Origin of the sequence: Pseudomonas sp. MOIL14HWK12:I1, from assembly GCF_000510705.1 — a bacterium.
Classification (GTDB): Bacteria; Pseudomonadota; Gammaproteobacteria; order Pseudomonadales; family Pseudomonadaceae; genus Chryseomonas; species Chryseomonas oryzihabitans.
In genome coordinates this window covers 477436-492578 of record NZ_KI783308.1, presented here as the reverse complement: position 1 = coordinate 492578, position 15143 = coordinate 477436, and the positions used below count along the sequence as shown (strand labels likewise).

General features: G+C 66.2%; 17 protein-coding genes and 1 riboswitch. Of the genes, 6 read left to right on the top strand and 11 right to left on the bottom strand.

Going from position 1 to position 15143, the window contains the following annotated elements; all coding sequences use genetic code 11:
• Positions 1-70 precede the first annotated feature (70 nt).
• Positions 71-267, bottom strand: a riboswitch (cobalamin riboswitch).
• Positions 268-364: 97 nt separating this feature from the next.
• The 4 genes from PSEK12I1_RS0119905 to PSEK12I1_RS0119890 all read left to right on the top strand — a co-directional run bounded on the left by PSEK12I1_RS0119905 (position 365) and on the right by PSEK12I1_RS0119890 (position 2879).
• Complete coding sequence (locus tag PSEK12I1_RS0119905; RefSeq protein ID WP_027596934.1) at positions 365-694, top strand: four-helix bundle copper-binding protein; 330 nt, start codon at positions 365-367, stop codon at positions 692-694.
• Between the two features lie 165 nt (positions 695-859).
• Entirely contained in the window at positions 860-1228 is a 369-nt protein-coding gene (locus tag PSEK12I1_RS0119900; RefSeq protein ID WP_037007217.1) for a YggL family protein, read from the top strand.
• Positions 1229-1297: 69 nt separating this feature from the next.
• Positions 1298-2131, top strand: coding sequence for a metallophosphoesterase (locus PSEK12I1_RS0119895; protein ID WP_027602688.1), 834 nt, complete (start codon positions 1298-1300; stop codon positions 2129-2131).
• 130 nt (positions 2132-2261) lie between these two features.
• Positions 2262-2879, top strand: coding sequence for a DedA family protein (locus tag PSEK12I1_RS0119890; protein ID WP_027602687.1), 618 nt, complete (start codon positions 2262-2264; stop codon positions 2877-2879).
• On the opposite strand, the gene PSEK12I1_RS0119885 is transcribed toward PSEK12I1_RS0119890, so the two are convergent.
• From PSEK12I1_RS0119885 to ttcA, 9 genes are all read right to left on the bottom strand, one after another.
• Positions 2876-5122 (bottom strand): molybdopterin cofactor-binding domain-containing protein, encoded by a 2247-nt coding sequence (locus PSEK12I1_RS0119885; protein ID WP_027602686.1) that lies wholly within the window; start codon positions 5120-5122, stop codon positions 2876-2878. The genes PSEK12I1_RS0119890 and PSEK12I1_RS0119885 overlap by 4 nt on opposite strands.
• Positions 5119-5601, bottom strand: coding sequence for a (2Fe-2S)-binding protein (locus PSEK12I1_RS0119880; protein ID WP_027596939.1), 483 nt, complete (start codon positions 5599-5601; stop codon positions 5119-5121). Before PSEK12I1_RS0119880 ends, PSEK12I1_RS0119885 begins: the two co-directional genes overlap by 4 nt.
• Positions 5602-5603: 2 nt before the next feature.
• Positions 5604-6830: a cytochrome c gene (locus tag PSEK12I1_RS0119875; RefSeq protein WP_027602685.1), complete on the bottom strand. Its 1227-nt coding sequence runs from the start codon at positions 6828-6830 to the stop codon at positions 5604-5606.
• A gap of 279 nt (positions 6831-7109) precedes the next feature.
• Positions 7110-7430, bottom strand: a complete 321-nt coding sequence (locus PSEK12I1_RS0119870) for a hypothetical protein (protein WP_007159236.1) — start codon at positions 7428-7430, stop codon at positions 7110-7112.
• Positions 7431-7484: 54 nt separating this feature from the next.
• Positions 7485-8021 (bottom strand): C40 family peptidase, encoded by a 537-nt coding sequence (locus PSEK12I1_RS0119865; protein WP_017638877.1) that lies wholly within the window; start codon positions 8019-8021, stop codon positions 7485-7487.
• A gap of 96 nt (positions 8022-8117) precedes the next feature.
• A complete protein-coding gene (locus PSEK12I1_RS0119860; protein ID WP_081347965.1) occupies positions 8118-8756 on the bottom strand; it encodes a C40 family peptidase in 639 nt (212 codons plus the stop codon).
• Between the two features lie 96 nt (positions 8757-8852).
• Positions 8853-9617: an NAD-dependent protein deacylase gene (locus PSEK12I1_RS0119855; protein ID WP_027602683.1), complete on the bottom strand. Its 765-nt coding sequence runs from the start codon at positions 9615-9617 to the stop codon at positions 8853-8855.
• Complete coding sequence (locus PSEK12I1_RS0119850; RefSeq protein WP_027596943.1) at positions 9614-10285, bottom strand: DNA-3-methyladenine glycosylase I; 672 nt, start codon at positions 10283-10285, stop codon at positions 9614-9616. The genes PSEK12I1_RS0119855 and PSEK12I1_RS0119850 overlap by 4 nt, the downstream gene beginning before the upstream one ends.
• Positions 10285-11109 carry a tRNA 2-thiocytidine(32) synthetase TtcA gene (gene ttcA, locus PSEK12I1_RS0119845; RefSeq protein ID WP_027602682.1) on the bottom strand — a complete coding sequence of 275 codons (825 nt, stop codon included), beginning with the start codon at positions 11107-11109 and terminating at the stop codon, positions 10285-10287. The genes PSEK12I1_RS0119850 and ttcA overlap by 1 nt, the downstream gene beginning before the upstream one ends.
• Positions 11110-11206: 97 nt before the next feature.
• Between ttcA and PSEK12I1_RS0119840 the strand changes: the two genes are divergently transcribed.
• Together PSEK12I1_RS0119840 and PSEK12I1_RS0119835 are read left to right on the top strand one after the other, a co-directional pair.
• Positions 11207-11827 (top strand): DNA-J related domain-containing protein, encoded by a 621-nt coding sequence (locus PSEK12I1_RS0119840; RefSeq protein WP_027596945.1) that lies wholly within the window; start codon positions 11207-11209, stop codon positions 11825-11827.
• 19 nt (positions 11828-11846) lie between these two features.
• Positions 11847-12347: a SprT family zinc-dependent metalloprotease gene (locus tag PSEK12I1_RS0119835; RefSeq protein ID WP_255211827.1), complete on the top strand. Its 501-nt coding sequence runs from the start codon at positions 11847-11849 to the stop codon at positions 12345-12347.
• Positions 12348-12394: 47 nt separating this feature from the next.
• Here PSEK12I1_RS0119835 and PSEK12I1_RS0119830 read toward each other — a convergent pair whose 3' ends face one another.
• Together PSEK12I1_RS0119830 and htpG are read right to left on the bottom strand one after the other, a co-directional pair.
• A complete protein-coding gene (locus tag PSEK12I1_RS0119830; protein WP_027596947.1) occupies positions 12395-13132 on the bottom strand; it encodes a dienelactone hydrolase family protein in 738 nt (245 codons plus the stop codon).
• A 55-nt stretch (positions 13133-13187) separates the two neighbouring features.
• A complete protein-coding gene (gene htpG / locus PSEK12I1_RS0119825; RefSeq protein WP_027602681.1) occupies positions 13188-15092 on the bottom strand; it encodes a molecular chaperone HtpG in 1905 nt (634 codons plus the stop codon).
• Positions 15093-15143: the final 51 nt, after the last annotated feature.

Sequence of the window (15143 nt, the reverse complement as noted above, 5' to 3'; positions counted from 1 at the left end):
GCGGAGAAACGGGCAGAGACGCCGCCCGCGCAAGGCAGGTGGCGACGCCGCGCGACGCCCTCCGCATCGCCGAGATGAACGCAAGCGTGGCCGGTCTCCGGGCTGGTGAGCCGATGCCCTGAGGGCATCCGCTGCGCCCCTTCCCGGCCAGGGCCAGTGGGCATCGCGCAGCTACTGCTCAACTACCGTTGCGGGGGCAGCGCCGGCTCGACCGGCTTCCCTGTTTCACCCCGCTCCAGGCGGGGCACCACGTGCAAGGGCGCAGGGTACGGACTAGCCGGGAGAGCGTCAATCGATGGCGCCGCCCGAACTCGGCGTCGCGCGGACGGGTCCACCCTAGACACCCACCGCCAGGAGCTACCGGATGAACGATGCCACCCTCGCCGCCTGCATCAAGGCCTGCCTCGATTGCGCCGCCGCCTGCGAAACCTGCGCCAGCGCCTGCCTGGGCGAAGCCAATCTGGACATGATGCGTGACTGCGTCCGTCTGGATCGCGATTGCGCCGACGCCTGCCGCCTGGCCGCCACCTTCATGCAGCGCGGCAGCGACCGCATCGCCGAAGCCTGCGCCCTGTGCCTGGCCACCTGCCGCGCCTGCGCCGCCGAATGCGGCAAGCACAAGGCCGAACACTGCCAGGCCTGCGCCCGGGCCTGCGCAGCCTGCGCCGACGCCTGCGCGGCCATGGCCGCCTGAGGCGGCTGCCGATAACCGCATCCGCTGAGCGCCGGCTGCCGTGCTGCGCGCTCTGGTCGCAGCCGAATCCCGCACAGGAAGCCGCCGCTCGGGCGTTCGGCATTGGCATTACCCGGCGACGCCAGGGATAATGCCCGCCCTTTCATCGATATCCAGGCCTTCGCCATGACCGATACCAACCAAGATCCCCGTTTGAGCCGCATGAAGCGTCGCCTGCGCAAGAAGCAGTACCTGGGCGAATTCCAGGAACTGGCCTTTGAAATCAAGGTGAGCTTCAAGAACGAACTCAGCGAAGACGATCTGGACACCTTCCTGGGCGACTTCATCGACTACGTCGAAGAGCGCAAGCTGGACTACATCGGCGGCTTCGACAACGCCTGGGTCGAAGGCACCATCATGGCCAACAAGCGCTACACCTCGCCCACCGCGGAAGACCGTACCGCGCTGCTGGACTGGCTCAAGGCCCGCGCCGAAGTCGGCGAAGCCAACGCCTCCGATCTGCATGACGCCTGGCACCACGACGGCGAAGTCTAACTAGCCTTCGCCGGATAGCTTGGCGTCCGTTGCGGTCGTAAAGGGGAATCCGTTGGAAACCAGGTCCTCATGACGACCCTCCTGCAAATCTCCGATACCCACTTCGGCACCGAGCAACCCGCCGTGGTCGCGGCCCTGGAAGCCCATGTCCGCGAACACGGCGCCGATGTCCTCATCCTTTCCGGGGACATCACCCAGCGTGCCCGCCGCGAGCAATTCGCCGCCGCCAAGACCTTCGTCGAACGCCTGGAAAGCTACGGCATTCCCCGCACCCTGGTGATCCCGGGCAATCACGACCTGCCGCTGTACAATGTCTTCGCTCGTTTCCTGACGCCCTATGGCAACTATCGCCGCCATTTCGGCCAGGACCTTGAGCCCAGTTTCGAGAACGACGAGCTCCTGCTGGTCGGACTCAACACCACCGCCCCGCAACGCCACAAGGATGGTGCGGTGAGCACCGAGCAGATTGAGCGCGTCGCCGAACGCCTGCGCCGCGCAGGCCCGGGCAAGTTGCGCATCGTCATCGCCCACCAGCCCTTCGGCGCCCTCGAACTCAGCGACCTGAGCAATCTGCAGCACAATGCCTATCACGCCCTGGCCACCTGGGCCGATGCCGGCCTGGATCTGGTGATGGGCGGCCATATCCACCTGCCCTATGTGCTGCCGCTGAGTCGCCAGTACCCCACCCTCCCCCGCGAGGTCTGGATCGTGCAGGCCGGCACCGCCCTCTCATCGCGCGTGCGCGGCACCTCGCCCAACTCCTTCAATCGCCTGCTGGTCGGCGAAGGAACGGAGAAGACCGTGGACGTGGAGCGCTGGGACTTCCAGGGCGATCGTTTCGTCGTCGGCGAGCGTCACGCACTGCGCTGGCAGGCTGCGCAGGACGCCCTCGCGGAAGGCTGAGGCGTCCGACCGGGACGCCTATGCGCGCTCCTGCGCACTTCCAGCAATGGAAATTGATTCAAGCTGTTGAAACGGCTGGCAGGCCACGGGCGCCGCGTAGTCTTAGGACTTTCGGCAAGAGTGGCCTCCCATGGAATCCCTGACGCAATCGCTGCTTGGCTTTATCGAAACCCACCAGGCCTGGGCACCGCTGCTCGTCGGCCTGCTCGCCTTTGGCGAGTCCCTGGTGCTGCTGGGCGTCTTCATTCCGGCCACGGCGCTGCTGCTGGTGGTCGGCGGCCTGGCCGGCTCCGGGGTGCTCTCGCCGGTGCCGCTGGTGCTGGCCGCCATCGTCGGCGCCATCCTCGGCGACATCTGCTCCTATATCATCGGCCGCTGGCTCGGTCCCAGCATCGTCCACCGCCCGCCCTTTCGCCGCTATCGCAAGCAGGTGGCCCGGACCCGGCTGTTCTTCCGCCGCTATGGCTTCTTCGCGGTCTTCGGTGGGCGCTTCCTGACCATGATCCGCAACACCGTGCCCCTGGTGGCCGGGATGATGGCGATGAACCAGCTGCGCTTCCAGTCGGCCAACGTGCTCTCGGCCATCGTCTGGGCGCCACTGATGATGGGCCCGGGTTATCTGGCCGCCAAGGGCGCCAACCACTTCAGCTTCGCCGGCAACGAGTCGCTGTGGATCGGCGCGGCGGTAATCGCCGTGCTGGGCGCCGGCGCCGCGCTGTTCTTCAAGCAGCGGCTGAAACGCGCCTAGCGGCGGGCGGCCAGCGCCTCGCGCAGACGCTGGCGATTCAGCGGTACCTCGCGCAGGCGCAGACCGGTCGCCGCCGCCACGGCATTGGCGATGGCCGCTGGGATGGCGGCGGTGGTGGCCTCCCCGGCCCCCACCGCCGGCTCTTCCGGCCGATCGATCAGCTCCAGTTCCAGCTCGGGCAATTCGTTGAAGGTCAGCGGCGGATAGGCGCCCCACTCCAGACTGGTCACCCCCTGCTGATCGAAGCGCACCGTCTGCTTGAGGGTCCGGGCGATGCCCTGTACCACGCAGCCTTCCAGCTGGTTGCGCAGGCCATCCGGATTGACGATCAGCCCGCAGTCATGGGCCACCACCACCCGGGTGACGCGGATCCCCGCCGCCTCGCTCACCGCCACCTCGACCACCGCAGCCACATAGGCGTTCTCATTTTCATAGCGCAGGAAGGCCAGGCCCTGACCTTTCGCCAGGGCGCCGTCCCAGGTCTTTTCCTGCCGGGCCGACGGTCGCCAACCGGCCTTGGCCGTGGCGGCCTGCAGCACCGCCCGGGCGCGGGGGTCCTGCAGATAGCGCAGGCGGAATTCCAGGGGATCGACCCCGGCCGCCAGGGCCAGCTCGTCCATGAAGGATTCGTTGGCGAAGGTATTGCCGACCGCCCCCAGGGCGCGCAGGGCCGAGGGTCGCAGCGGCGAATCCCCGGCTTCCAGCCAGTGGGTCGCTACCTGGACATTGAGCAGGTCGTAGTCCAGCGGCGCATTGCGATTGCCACCGCCCCGCCCACCCTTGAGCGGCAGGTTGTAGGCCAGTTGCCCGGCGAGCAGCGCCGCCTTGCCGGTCTGGCCATTGGGGCGGGTCAGATGCGTGGGCGTCCAGTTGGCGAAGCGCCAGGCCAGCAGATCGCCGGCCGCGCTCAGGCCGCCGGCCAGGCGCATCAGCATGGCCGGTCCCTTGGGATTCCAGCCGTGTTCGTCGGCGCGACTCCATTGTACCCGGACCGCGCGGCCGCACAGCTTGGAGAGCAGCGCCGCATCGGCCGCCGCGTCATCGGCGCCGTTATGGCCATAGCAACCCGAGGCCTGCTGGTAGATGACATGGATGCTATCTTCCGGTAGCGCCAGCAGATCCGCCAGCGCCGCCCGGAGCTGATAGACGCCCTGGGTACCGCTCCAGACGGTGGCGCCGTCGGCACGCACCTCTGCCACCGCGCAGGACGGACCGATGGAGTCGTGATTCTGATACGGCCAGCGATACTCGGCGTCCAGGCGCTGGGCGGCGTTGGCCAGCTCCCCCGCGACATCGCCGGCCTCCTGCTGAAGGTCGGCCGGTCCGGCCTTGGCTTCCAGCCGGGCATAGAGTTCGCCTGGCAGGGGCAGGTCCGGTACCAGGCTCCAGTCCACCCGCAGCGCCGCCGCGCCCTGGCGCGCCAGCCAGGGCTGCTCGGCCACCACCGCGACGAAGGCGCCCTCGTACACCAGCTGAGCGCCCGCCGGCAGCGCGCTGGCATCGATACCGCGAACGCTCACCCCCGCCAACCGCGCCGAACCGATGCAGGGAGGCCGCACCACGCAACCGTGCAGCATGCCGGGAAGGCGCAGGTCGTGGACGTAAGCGAAGCTGCCGAACAGCTTGGCCGGGATGTCTTCCCGCGGCACCGAGGTCCCGACCAGGCGATAGTCCTTGACGGCGCGGGTCCGCACCGCCTGATTGACCAGCCGCCCCAGCGGCCGTCCGCCGACCAGCTCGCCATAGCTGACGAAACGCCCGGTGGGATCGCCACGATAGACCACCCGGCCATCCACCGTGTCCACCACCGCCAGATCCAGCCCCAGGCGCCGCGCTCCTTCCAGAAACAGGAATTGCCGCGCGCTGGCGGCGGCCTTGCGCAACTGGGCGCCGCCCACCTGCAGGCTCTTGCTGCCGGCGGTGATGCCCTGGTCGGGCGTCAGCCGGGTATCGCCCTGGATCAGCCGGGTGGCGGCAAACGCCACGCAGAGCTCCTCGGCCACGATCTGCCGCAGCGCCGTGCTGACCCCGGTACCCAGTTCCACCTTGCCGCTGTAGACGATGACCTGGCCCTGGGCATCCACTGCCAGCCAGGCGTCCAGTTGCCGTTGATCGAGGGTCTTGGCCAGACTCGCAGTGTCAGCAGGTGCGGGCAATACCTGGGCGGCGACCGGTCGCTGCAGGCTGAAGCCCAGCAGCAGCACCGCGCTGCCGCCGAGAAAGGTGCGGCGGGACAGCGTCATGCCGGGGCCTGCCCGTCGCGCAAGAGCACCGCCGCCCGCTTGACCGCGCGCAGGATGCGATAGTGGGTCCCGCAGCCACAGAAATTGGCCGCCAGCGCCTGGCGGATCTGCGCATCGCTGGGATCGGGCACGCGTTCGAGCAGTGCGCGGGCGGTCATCACCATGCCAGGGATGCAATAGCCGCACTGCGCTGCCTGCTCCTCGATGAAGGCCCGTTGCAGCGCGTGCGGCGCCGCTGGCGTGCCCAGGCCTTCCAGGGTCAGCAGCTCGCGACCGGCAAAGGACGCCGCCGGCAGCAGACAGGCACGCACCGGCTTGCCATCCGCCAGCACCGTACAGGCACCACACTCGCCCAGGCCGCAGCCGAATTTCGGCCCCTTGAGGCCCAGCTCGTCGCGCAGGGCGTCCAGCAGAGGCATGCGTGGATCGACGTCGAGCTGTCGCGACTCGCCATTGACCTTGAGTTCGAGGACCGCCACCGCTAGTGCTCCCGTTCGCGCGCCGCCGCCACGTCCTCGGGACGAATATCAGCGGCGTGACCACCAAAGCGGCGGCCGATGTAGGTGGCCAGATCGGCCAGTTGCTGATCACTGAGCAACGCCCGATAGGCTGGCATGAAGGCGTGCTCGGTGCGTCCCTGGCGGTCGAGCCCGTCGAGCAGCACGCGCACCAGGTTGGTCCCTGCCGGATCGCGCACCGCCGAATAGTTGCTGAAGGAGCGCGGATAGGGACCGGCCGGCCCCTGGTCGTCCGGCGCATGACAGCTGGCGCAGGCGGATTGCAGCAAGGCCGCACTTTCCGCCTCGGCGGCAGTGAGCGGCCCGGTTTCACCGAGTGGCTGCACCTCGGCACGCGCCGGAACCGCTCCGGGCTGCGCTGGTAGGGTCCGCAGATAGGCGATCAGGGCACCGAGATCCGCATCGTTCAGATGGCGGGTACCGCCGCTCACCACCTCGGCCATGGGGCCCGCCGCCACGGCCTCGCCGCGCTGATGACCTTCGCGTAGATAGCCGGCGAGCTTGGCATCGCTCCAACCACCGAGGCCGCGCGGATCCGCGGTGAGATTCCAGGCGGTCCAACCCTGCTGGGTTGCCCCGGCATAGGCCCGGCCGCTGTCGAGACCCTGACTCCAGGTCCGCGGCGTATGGCATTCCTGGCAGTGTCCCACCGCCTCGGCCAGGTAGGCGCCCCGAGCCACCTGCGCCTCGGCAGTAACCGGTAACGGACCCGGCGTGAAGTTGAGCCATTTCCAACCGCGGATCAGCGCGCGCTGATCGAAGGGAAAGCGAAGGGCGTTGGCGGGCGGCGCATAGGGCACCGGTCGCTGGATCTGCAGATAGGCGAAGATGGCGGCGACGTCCTCGTCGCTCAAGCGGGTAAAGGCCGTATAGGGAAAGGCGGGATAGAGCTGTTCGCCCTCCCGCCCCAGCCCGTCGTGCAAGGCGCGGCGAAACTCCTCCGCCGTCCAGTCGCCCAGGCCGTGCTCGCGATCCGGCGTGATATTGCTTGAGTAAAGACGGCCAAAAGGCGTATCGAAGGCGACACCACCGGCGAAGGGTGCACCGTCGGGACGGGTATGACAGCCCTGGCAGTTGCCCAACCGGGTCAGGTATTCGCCCCGCGTCAGGGTCGCCTCGTCGGCGCGCACCGGCGCGGCCTTGGACAGGAGCAGCATCCCCGCCAACAGGGGCAGGGCCAGGGATCTCATCAGCGCTCCTCTTGAGGTCGAACCGGACGGGCGGATTCCGCCGTGGCGTTGCCGTCATCCTAATCGCAGCGGCAAGCGCCCGTGGCGTTCGCCCCTGGAGGTGAGATGCAGGCGACAGTTTCGGCCCGCACGTCAACGGCGGCCTTTACATTCCTGCTCCACTCCGGCTGCGCTCTTGCGCGAGAGCTGTGAGTCGCCAGCAACCACCGATTCTGATTACCCGCACTCAGGACGGGAAGGAAGACCTCCCACGCCCAAGCACTATAGGGGTGGTATTACTCAACGCTTGGGCACGAAGCCATCGGGCTTGGCCGCCAGCCAGTCGACGAACTGGCGAATGCGTGCATCGCTGAGCAGCAACTCGCGGCTGTTGTATTCCAGCGCCAGGGTCTTTTCGTCGAAGGTCTGGTGGATATGGTTGTGGCAGGGTCGGCAGACCCAGAGGGTGGCGGTGATCCGGCTGACGCGGTCGAATCTCTTGCGCACGTATGCCTTGTCGTGCAGCGAGCGAGGGATCAGGTGATGGCGGGTGAGCGGCGCCGCCCTACCACACAGCTCGCAACGAGCCGGCTGGGGCGGCAGACGTATCGCCTGGGGCATGATGGGCTCCGCACGGGCTGGATGCCTATTCGAGCGGCCCGGGCGGAACGGGGTTCAATAGCCGCCGGCGAGACTCGGCGTGACCAGCACGCGCTTGGCCTGCAGATAGCTGTTCTGCCAATAGGGCTTGGCCAGGCTGTCCAGGCGCACCGTCCCGCCAGTGCGCGGTGCATGGACGAAGCGCCCTTCCCCGACGTAGATGCCGGCATGGCTGACCTGACGGCCACCGGCGGTGGCGAAGAAGATCAGATCACCGGGCTGCAGGGCATTGCGCGCCACATTAGGCGAGCCGAGGGTGATCATCTCGCGGGTCGAACGCGGCAGGGTCACCCCGGCCGCATCGCGATAGACGTAGCCGATCAGCCCGCTGCAATCGAAGCCACCCGCCGGGGTATTGCCGCCGTAGCGATAGGGAGTGCCGACCAGGCCAATGGCCCGAAAGAGCACATCGTTGGCGGCCTGGGCCTGGCTTTCCAGCAGGGGGCGGGAGACGACCGGGGCGACCGGTGCGGGTGCCTGGGGCGGCCTGCCGGCACAGGCGGCCAGCAGCACGAAGGCGCAATACAATCCGAGGCGAGCCGCATGCGGCATTGGAGACATCCTTAGTTATCCATCGATTACCGTCGGCCTGCCACGCAGCCTCGACGGGTCCTCGAAGCGCACCGGCGGAGATCGCGGCGATACGCCTCAGCGCAATACGCGCTTGCCTTCCAGGAAACTCACCTTCCAGTACTGGTCGTCCAGGCTGTCCACCCGCACCCCGCCGCTGCGGCGACTGGAGGAATGGATGAACTTGCCCTCGCCCATGTAGATACCGGTGTGACTGACCCGGCCACGGCCGTTGCTATTGAACAGCAACAGATCGCCAGGTTCCAGATCGTTCTTGCTGACTACCGGTACTTCGAGATCGATGATCTCGCGGGTGGAGCGCGGCAGGGTCATGCCGGCCCGCTCGCGAAAGACGTAATTGACGAAACCGCTGCAATCGAAACCGGCCAGGGTGCTGCCGCCGCGGCGATAGGGCGTGCCCACCAGCTGGGTGGCGCGATTGAGGATCTGGTCCGCCAGATTCGGCAGCGCCTGGCGCGGACCGACCTCGCGATCCCAATCCAGTTGATGCGGCGACTGGGTATGGGGGAAGACCGGACGTTGCTGAGCGCTCTCGGTCTCCACCGCGGCGGAACCGTTGCCAGCACCACCCAGACCATGCAGCGAGGCGGTCTGGAAGGTCCGGGAGGTAGAGGACTGATCAGGGGCAACGGCGGTGTCGGGACTTTGCGGCGCACTCGCACAGGCGGCGAGCAGACAGACAAAAGACAGGGGCACGAGGGGTGCGAAGCGTTTCCTTGGCATGGGCACGACCGTGTCGTTTTCTCAAAGTTTCGACACCTTGCCGACCTGGATCACAGATGGCAAGTTTTTTTAGCCTCCGATGTGACTCAAAAGCCGAGGAAGGACGTCTACGGCCCTTTTTTTGATCTGAACGGTCGCCAAGCCACTCAGCGACGAGCGGTCCGGGTTGATTTCGATGAGGTCACCACCCTGCGCCAGGGTCTGGCCAATCGGCGCCTGGATATAGCCGAAGGCGGCCGTGGTGCCGACGGCGATCACCAGGTCGAAGCCCTCCTCCATCGCCTCCTGCAGACGTTGCAGCTCGATGGCCGGCAGCGCTTCCTCGAACAGCACCACCGGTGGCCGCAGGATGCCGCCGCATGCGGGACAGCGCGGCGGCAGCGGACCGGCCAGGTGATCTTGGGCATCCGCGACCGTCTGCGCGCAACTCATGCAGGCGAGCGGCTCCAGTTGTCCATGGATCTCGATCAGCCGCTCTGGCGGAAAGCCTGCCTGCCGATGAAAGCCGTCGATGTTCTGCGTCAGCACCCAGCTGCCGGGGTGACAGACGCCGAAGTCGGTGATCGACTGGTGCGCCGCATTGGGCCTGGCCGCAGCGCAGGCCCGGCCGAGTTGCGCCAGGTAGCGCCAGCAGAGCTCCGGACGCTGCCGGAGCATGCTGCCCGAGAGCGCCGCCTCGATGGGGATGCCCTCTTCGGTGAGGCCGTTGTACAGCCCGCCCAGGCCGCGATAGGTCGGCAGTCCCGAATCGGCGGACAGCCCCGCCCCGGTGATGAACAGCACCCGCGCGGCCCGCTGCAGCAGGCCTTGGGCACGCACCAGGGCGTCGGTCAATGATTCACCGTCAGGGCCAGCATCACCGACAGCTGGCAGAGCGGGCGGCCGCTCTGTTCCTGCCAGAGGTTGAAGGCCTCCTGCATCTTCTGCCGATCGCGCTTGGCGGTGGGCGCCTTGTCGAGGATGTTCTGCGCCTTGAGCGCCGTCACCACGTCGTCTGTCGCCAGAAAGGTGTCCTTGCCGGCCATGCGCAGGAAGCGCTGCGCCGACAGGCCACCCAGCTGATTGCCACGCTTGGTCAGCAGCTCCCAGAGGCCAACGATGTCCTGGGTCGGCCATTCGGCCAGCAACTGGCCGAAGCTGCCGTGACTGCGCTGGAAGTCCAGCACCATCTGGGCGTTGATCGGCACGCTGCGCAACTTGCCCAGGTGGCGGATCAGACGGGCGTCCTGCATCAGCCGCTCCAGACGCTCGCCGCCCATGAGCACCACCTTCTCCGGATCGAAGCCGAAGAAGACCTCCTCGAAGGCCGGCCACTTGGCGTCCACCAGGCTGTGCTTGAGTCCGGCGCGAAAGATGCGCCGGGTCAGCAGCGACAGATAGCGGTCATCGCCCACGGACGCCAGGGTGGCGGCGTCCACGGGTTGCGGCAGCCGCGCCTCCAGGGCCGCTCGGGAGCCGCAGCGATTGAGGGCGTATTCGAGCAGCCAGGCGTAGTCCCGCATCAGAGATTCATCACCTGGACGAAGCGCGGCGTGGCGCTGTCATCGATCCTGAGACTGGCGAAGTCGAACAGCTCGCGATCGGCCAGTTGCGAGGGCACCACGTTCTGCAGGGCGCGGAACATGATCTCGGTACGCCCCGGCGTCTTGCGCTCCCACTCCAGCAGCATCTCCTTGACCACCTTGCGCTGCAGATTTTCCTGGGAGCCGCAGAGGTTGCAGGGAATGATGGGAAATTCGCGCAAGACGGCGTAGGCCTCGATGTCCTTCTCGTTGCAATAGGCCAGCGGACGGATCACCACGTTGCGCCCGTCGTCGGCGCGCAGCTTGGGTGGCATGGCCTTGAGCGTGCCGCCATGGAACAAATTGAGGAAGAAGGTTTCTACCATGTCGTCGCGATGATGGCCGAGCGCCATCTTCGTCGCGCCGATCTCGTCGGCGAAGGTATAGAGGATGCCCCGCCGCAGGCGCGAGCACAGCGAACAGGTGGTCTTGCCCTCGGGAATCTTTTCCTTCACCACGGAATAGGTATCACGTTCCAGAATGTGGTACTCGACCCCCAGTTCCTTCAGGTACTGAGGTAAAACGTGTTCAGGAAAGCCCGGCTGCTTCTGGTCGAGGTTGACCGCCACGATCTCGAAGCGAATCGGTGCGACCTTCTGCAAGTAGAGCAGCATGTCGAGCAGGGTGTAGCTGTCCTTGCCACCGGACAGGCAGACCATGACCTTGTCGCCGTCCTCGATCATGTTGTAGTCGGCGATGGCTTCGCCGGTAAGACGGCGCAGGCGTTTCTGCAGCTTGTTCTGGTTGACCGAAAGGGTGCCCATGGATGAATCCGCGAAAGGAAAAAACGAAAGGCCGGCATTTTACGCGCAAAGCGTCCGCCGCCCTACCCCGAACGTCAGTCCATGGCGACCGGCAGCCATGAGCGAAGCCCAGGCGCTCATGACGGCGCTCCACCAGGAACTGCTCAGGGCCCAGTCCAGCCTGTCGGAGTACGAGTTGCTGCAGGCCTTGCGCCGGGCGGGATCACCGCTGATCCCGCCGCGCCCGGTGACCGACAACTACGAACTCTTCCGCCTGCACTTCCGCGTCTTCAACGCCCTCTATCGACTGCGCGATCAACTCCGCGCCGAGCAGCGCGCCGAACTGGTCATCAGCGCCCTGCGCATCGAATTGCGCCCCTATCTGCGCGCCCGTGCCGGGCTGGTGGTGGCCGATCCGCTACGCGCCTACTACCTCGATGTCACCCAGCTGGAGACCACCACCCCGGAAGACGTGGCCAACCTGCTCAATCACTTCTGGGCACTGGTCAACGGTGAGTCCGAACTGCTGGAGGCCTTGCGCCTGCTGGGACTCGATCGCTCGGCGGACTATGGCCAGATCCGCCGCCGCTATCGCCAGCTCGCCAGCCGTCATCACCCCGATCACGGTGGCAGCACCGGCCGACTGCAGGCCATCAATGCCGCCATGGATACGCTGAGGCGGCACTACGGCCACCAGCCGACCGCGGACGCTAGGGCGCAGGCACGGGCTTCGGCATAATCACCCGCCTCGCCAGAGGTTGCCCATGCCTGAACAACTCACAGCCCGGGTCGAAGACTGCTATCGGCAGGCCGAGGCCTTCTTCAAACGCCGCTTCCCTCGCCCCGAGGTCAGCCTGGCCCTGCGTGGCCAGCGCGCCGGCGTCGCCCATCTCACCGAGAATCGGCTGAGATTCAACCGGCAGCTCTATCAGGAAAATCGCGCCCACTTCCTCGAGCAGACCGTCGCCCACGAGGTGGCGCATCTGGTGGCGCATCAGCTGTTCGGTGGCGGCATCCGCCCCCATGGCGAGGAGTGGCAGCTGATCATGCGCGGGGTCTATGGCCTGCCGCCGGATCGCTGCCATACCTACGAATTGCCGCAACGGGCACGCACCCTGTACCTGTATCGCTGCAACTGCCCCGACGGCCGCTTCGAATTCACCGCCCAGCGTCACGCGCTGGTGCGCAAGGGACGGCGCTATCTATGCCGGCGCTGCCGCGGTCCGCTGGACTTCACCCAGGAAGTCATCCGCGGCTGATCCTGCCGGTCCCGATCCGGGTTCCGGCAGGCAGGTCGCGAAAGCCCTCAACCCTGGGCGAAGACTTCGTCGAACAGGTTGTGCATCGCCAGGAAGGCGCGCTTGGCCACCACCGGGTGGTACTGCTGCTTGCCCGGATTGTTGGCTTCGGGATCGGTGAAGGAATGCACCGCGCCACCATAGCTCAGCAGTTGCCAGTCCACCTGGGCGGCATCCATCTCCTGGCGGAAACCGGTGAGTTGCTCGTCCGGCACCAGCGGATCGGAGGCGCCATGCAGCACCAGCACCGGGCCGGTGATCCGGGCGGCATCGGCCGGGTTGGGCGTATCCAGATTGGCGTGGAAGGTCACCACGGCGCTCAGCGCCGCGCCGTCACGGGCCAGTTCAAGCGCCGCGCAGCCACCAAAGCAGAAGCCGATGGCGGCGATCTGATGGACATCCACCGCCGCCGTCTCGGCCTGGGCGACCAGGGCCGCATAGGCCGCCTGCATGCGCTGGCGCAGCAGCGCGCGATCGCCGCGGATCGGCGTCATGGCCGCCAGGGCTTCGTCGGCGTTTTGCGGACGCACGTTGCGACCATAGAAATCCACCACCAGGTAGGCCAGGCCGTCGGCCTCGGCCAGGCCCTTGGCCTGCTCGACGGCGCCATGGGACACCCCCATCCAGTTGGGCGCCAGGAGCACGCCCGGGCGGGTGGGATTGCCGCTGGTGGCATACACCAGCTGGCTCTCGAACGGCTGGCCATCGATTTCGTAGGCGACGGGTTTTACAGTGACTTCGACCATGGGGTCCTCCAGAAGGTGGATAGAAAGAAGCCCGCCGAGGCGGGCTTCTTCGTTGTTAAGCGGACAATTCCACCAGCAGTTTGTTTAACCGGCGGACATAGGCGGCGGGATCCTTGAGGCTGTCGCCCGCGGCCAGCGCTGCCTGATCGAACAGGATGTGCGACAGGTCGGAGAAGCGGTCCTCGTCAGGCTCGCCATCGAGTTTCTCGATCAGCGGGTGCTGCGGATTGATCTCGAAGATCGGCTTGGAATCCGGGGCCTTCTGGCCGCTGGCTTCCAGGATCCGGCGCATCTGCAAGCCGAGGTCCTGCTCGCCGATGGCCAGGATCGCCGGCGAATCGGTCAGGCGATGGGAAACGCGGACTTCGCTGACCTGGGCCTCTAAGGCCTGCTTGAGGCGCTCGACCAGGCCTTCCTTGGTCTTGGCGACCTCTTCCTGGGCCTGCTTGTCTTCTTCGCTGTCCAGCTTGCCGAGATCCAGATCGCCACGGGCGACGTCGACGAAATGCTTGCCGTCGAATTCGGTGAGATAGCTCATCAGCCACTCGTCGATGCGATCGGTCAGCAGCAGCACCTCGACACCCTTCTTGCGGAAGACTTCCAGGTGCGGGCTGTTCTTGATCTGCGCGTGGCTCTCGCCGGTCAGGTAGTAGATCTTGTCCTGACCGTCCTTCATCCGGCCGATGTAGTCGGCCAGGGACACGTTCTGGGCATCGTCGCCGTTGTGGGTCGAGGCGAAACGCAGCAGACCGGCGATCTTCTCGCGATTGGCGAAGTCTTCCGCCGGACCTTCCTTGAGCACCTGGCCGAAGTGGCCCCAGAACGACTGGTACTTCTCCGGCTCGCTCTTGGCCAGCTTCTCCAGCATGTCCAGCACGCGCTTGGTCAGCGCCGACTTCATGGAGTCGATCACCGGATCCTTCTGCAGGATCTCGCGGGACACGTTGAGCGACAGGTCGTTGGAATCCACCACACCCTTGATGAATCTCAGGTACAGCGGCAGGAACTGGTCGGCCTGATCCATGATAAAGACGCGCTGCACATAGAGCTTGAGGCCCTTGGGCGCTTCGCGCTGGTAGAGATCGAAGGGCGCGCGGGCCGGCACGTACAGCAGCGAGGTGTATTCGAGCTTGCCCTCGACCTTGTTGTGGCTCCAGGTCAGGGGATTCTCGAAATCATGGCCGACGTGCTTGTAGAACTCCTGGTAGTCCTCGTCCTTGAGTTCGGTACGCGGACGGGTCCAGAGCGCGCTGGCGCGGTTGACGGTTTCCCACTCGGCTGCGGCCGGCTGCTCGTCCTCGCCACCCTGCTGCTCCTTGGGCAGCTCGATGGGCAGGCCGATGTGGTCGGAATACTTCTTGACCACGTTGCGCAGGCGCCAGCCATCGGCGAATTCGATTTCCTCGGGCTTGAGGTGCAGCACGATGCGGGTACCGCGCTCGGGCTTGTCGATGGTCGCGACCTCGAACTCCCCTTCCCCCTTGGACGACCAATGCACGCCCTCGGCGGCCGGCTGGCCGGCGCGACGGGTGTAGACATCTACCTGGTCGGCGACGATGAAGGCCGAATAGAAGCCCACGCCGAATTGACCGATGAGGTTGGAATCCTTCTTCTGGTCACCGCTGAGATTCTTCAGGAAATCGGCGGTGCCGGACTTGGCGATGGTGCCGAGGTGAGCGATCACCTCTTCGCGGCTCATGCCGATGCCGTTGTCTTCGAGGGTGACCGTGCCGGCCTCCTTGTCGAAGCTCAGGCGAATCTTCAGCGTATCCCCGCCTTCGAGCAGTTCGGGCTTGGACAGAGCCTCGAATCTGAGCTTGTCGGCCGCGTCGGAGGCGTTGGAAATCAATTCGCGCAGGAAGATTTCCTTGTTGGAATACAGCGAGTGAATCATCAGGTGAAGCAGCTGCTTCACCTCGGTCTGGAAGCCTAGGGTTTCCTTTTGAGTCTCCACACTCATGCTACGAACTCCGCTATCGATAGGTACGCACCAGATGCCTGGCGATGTCGC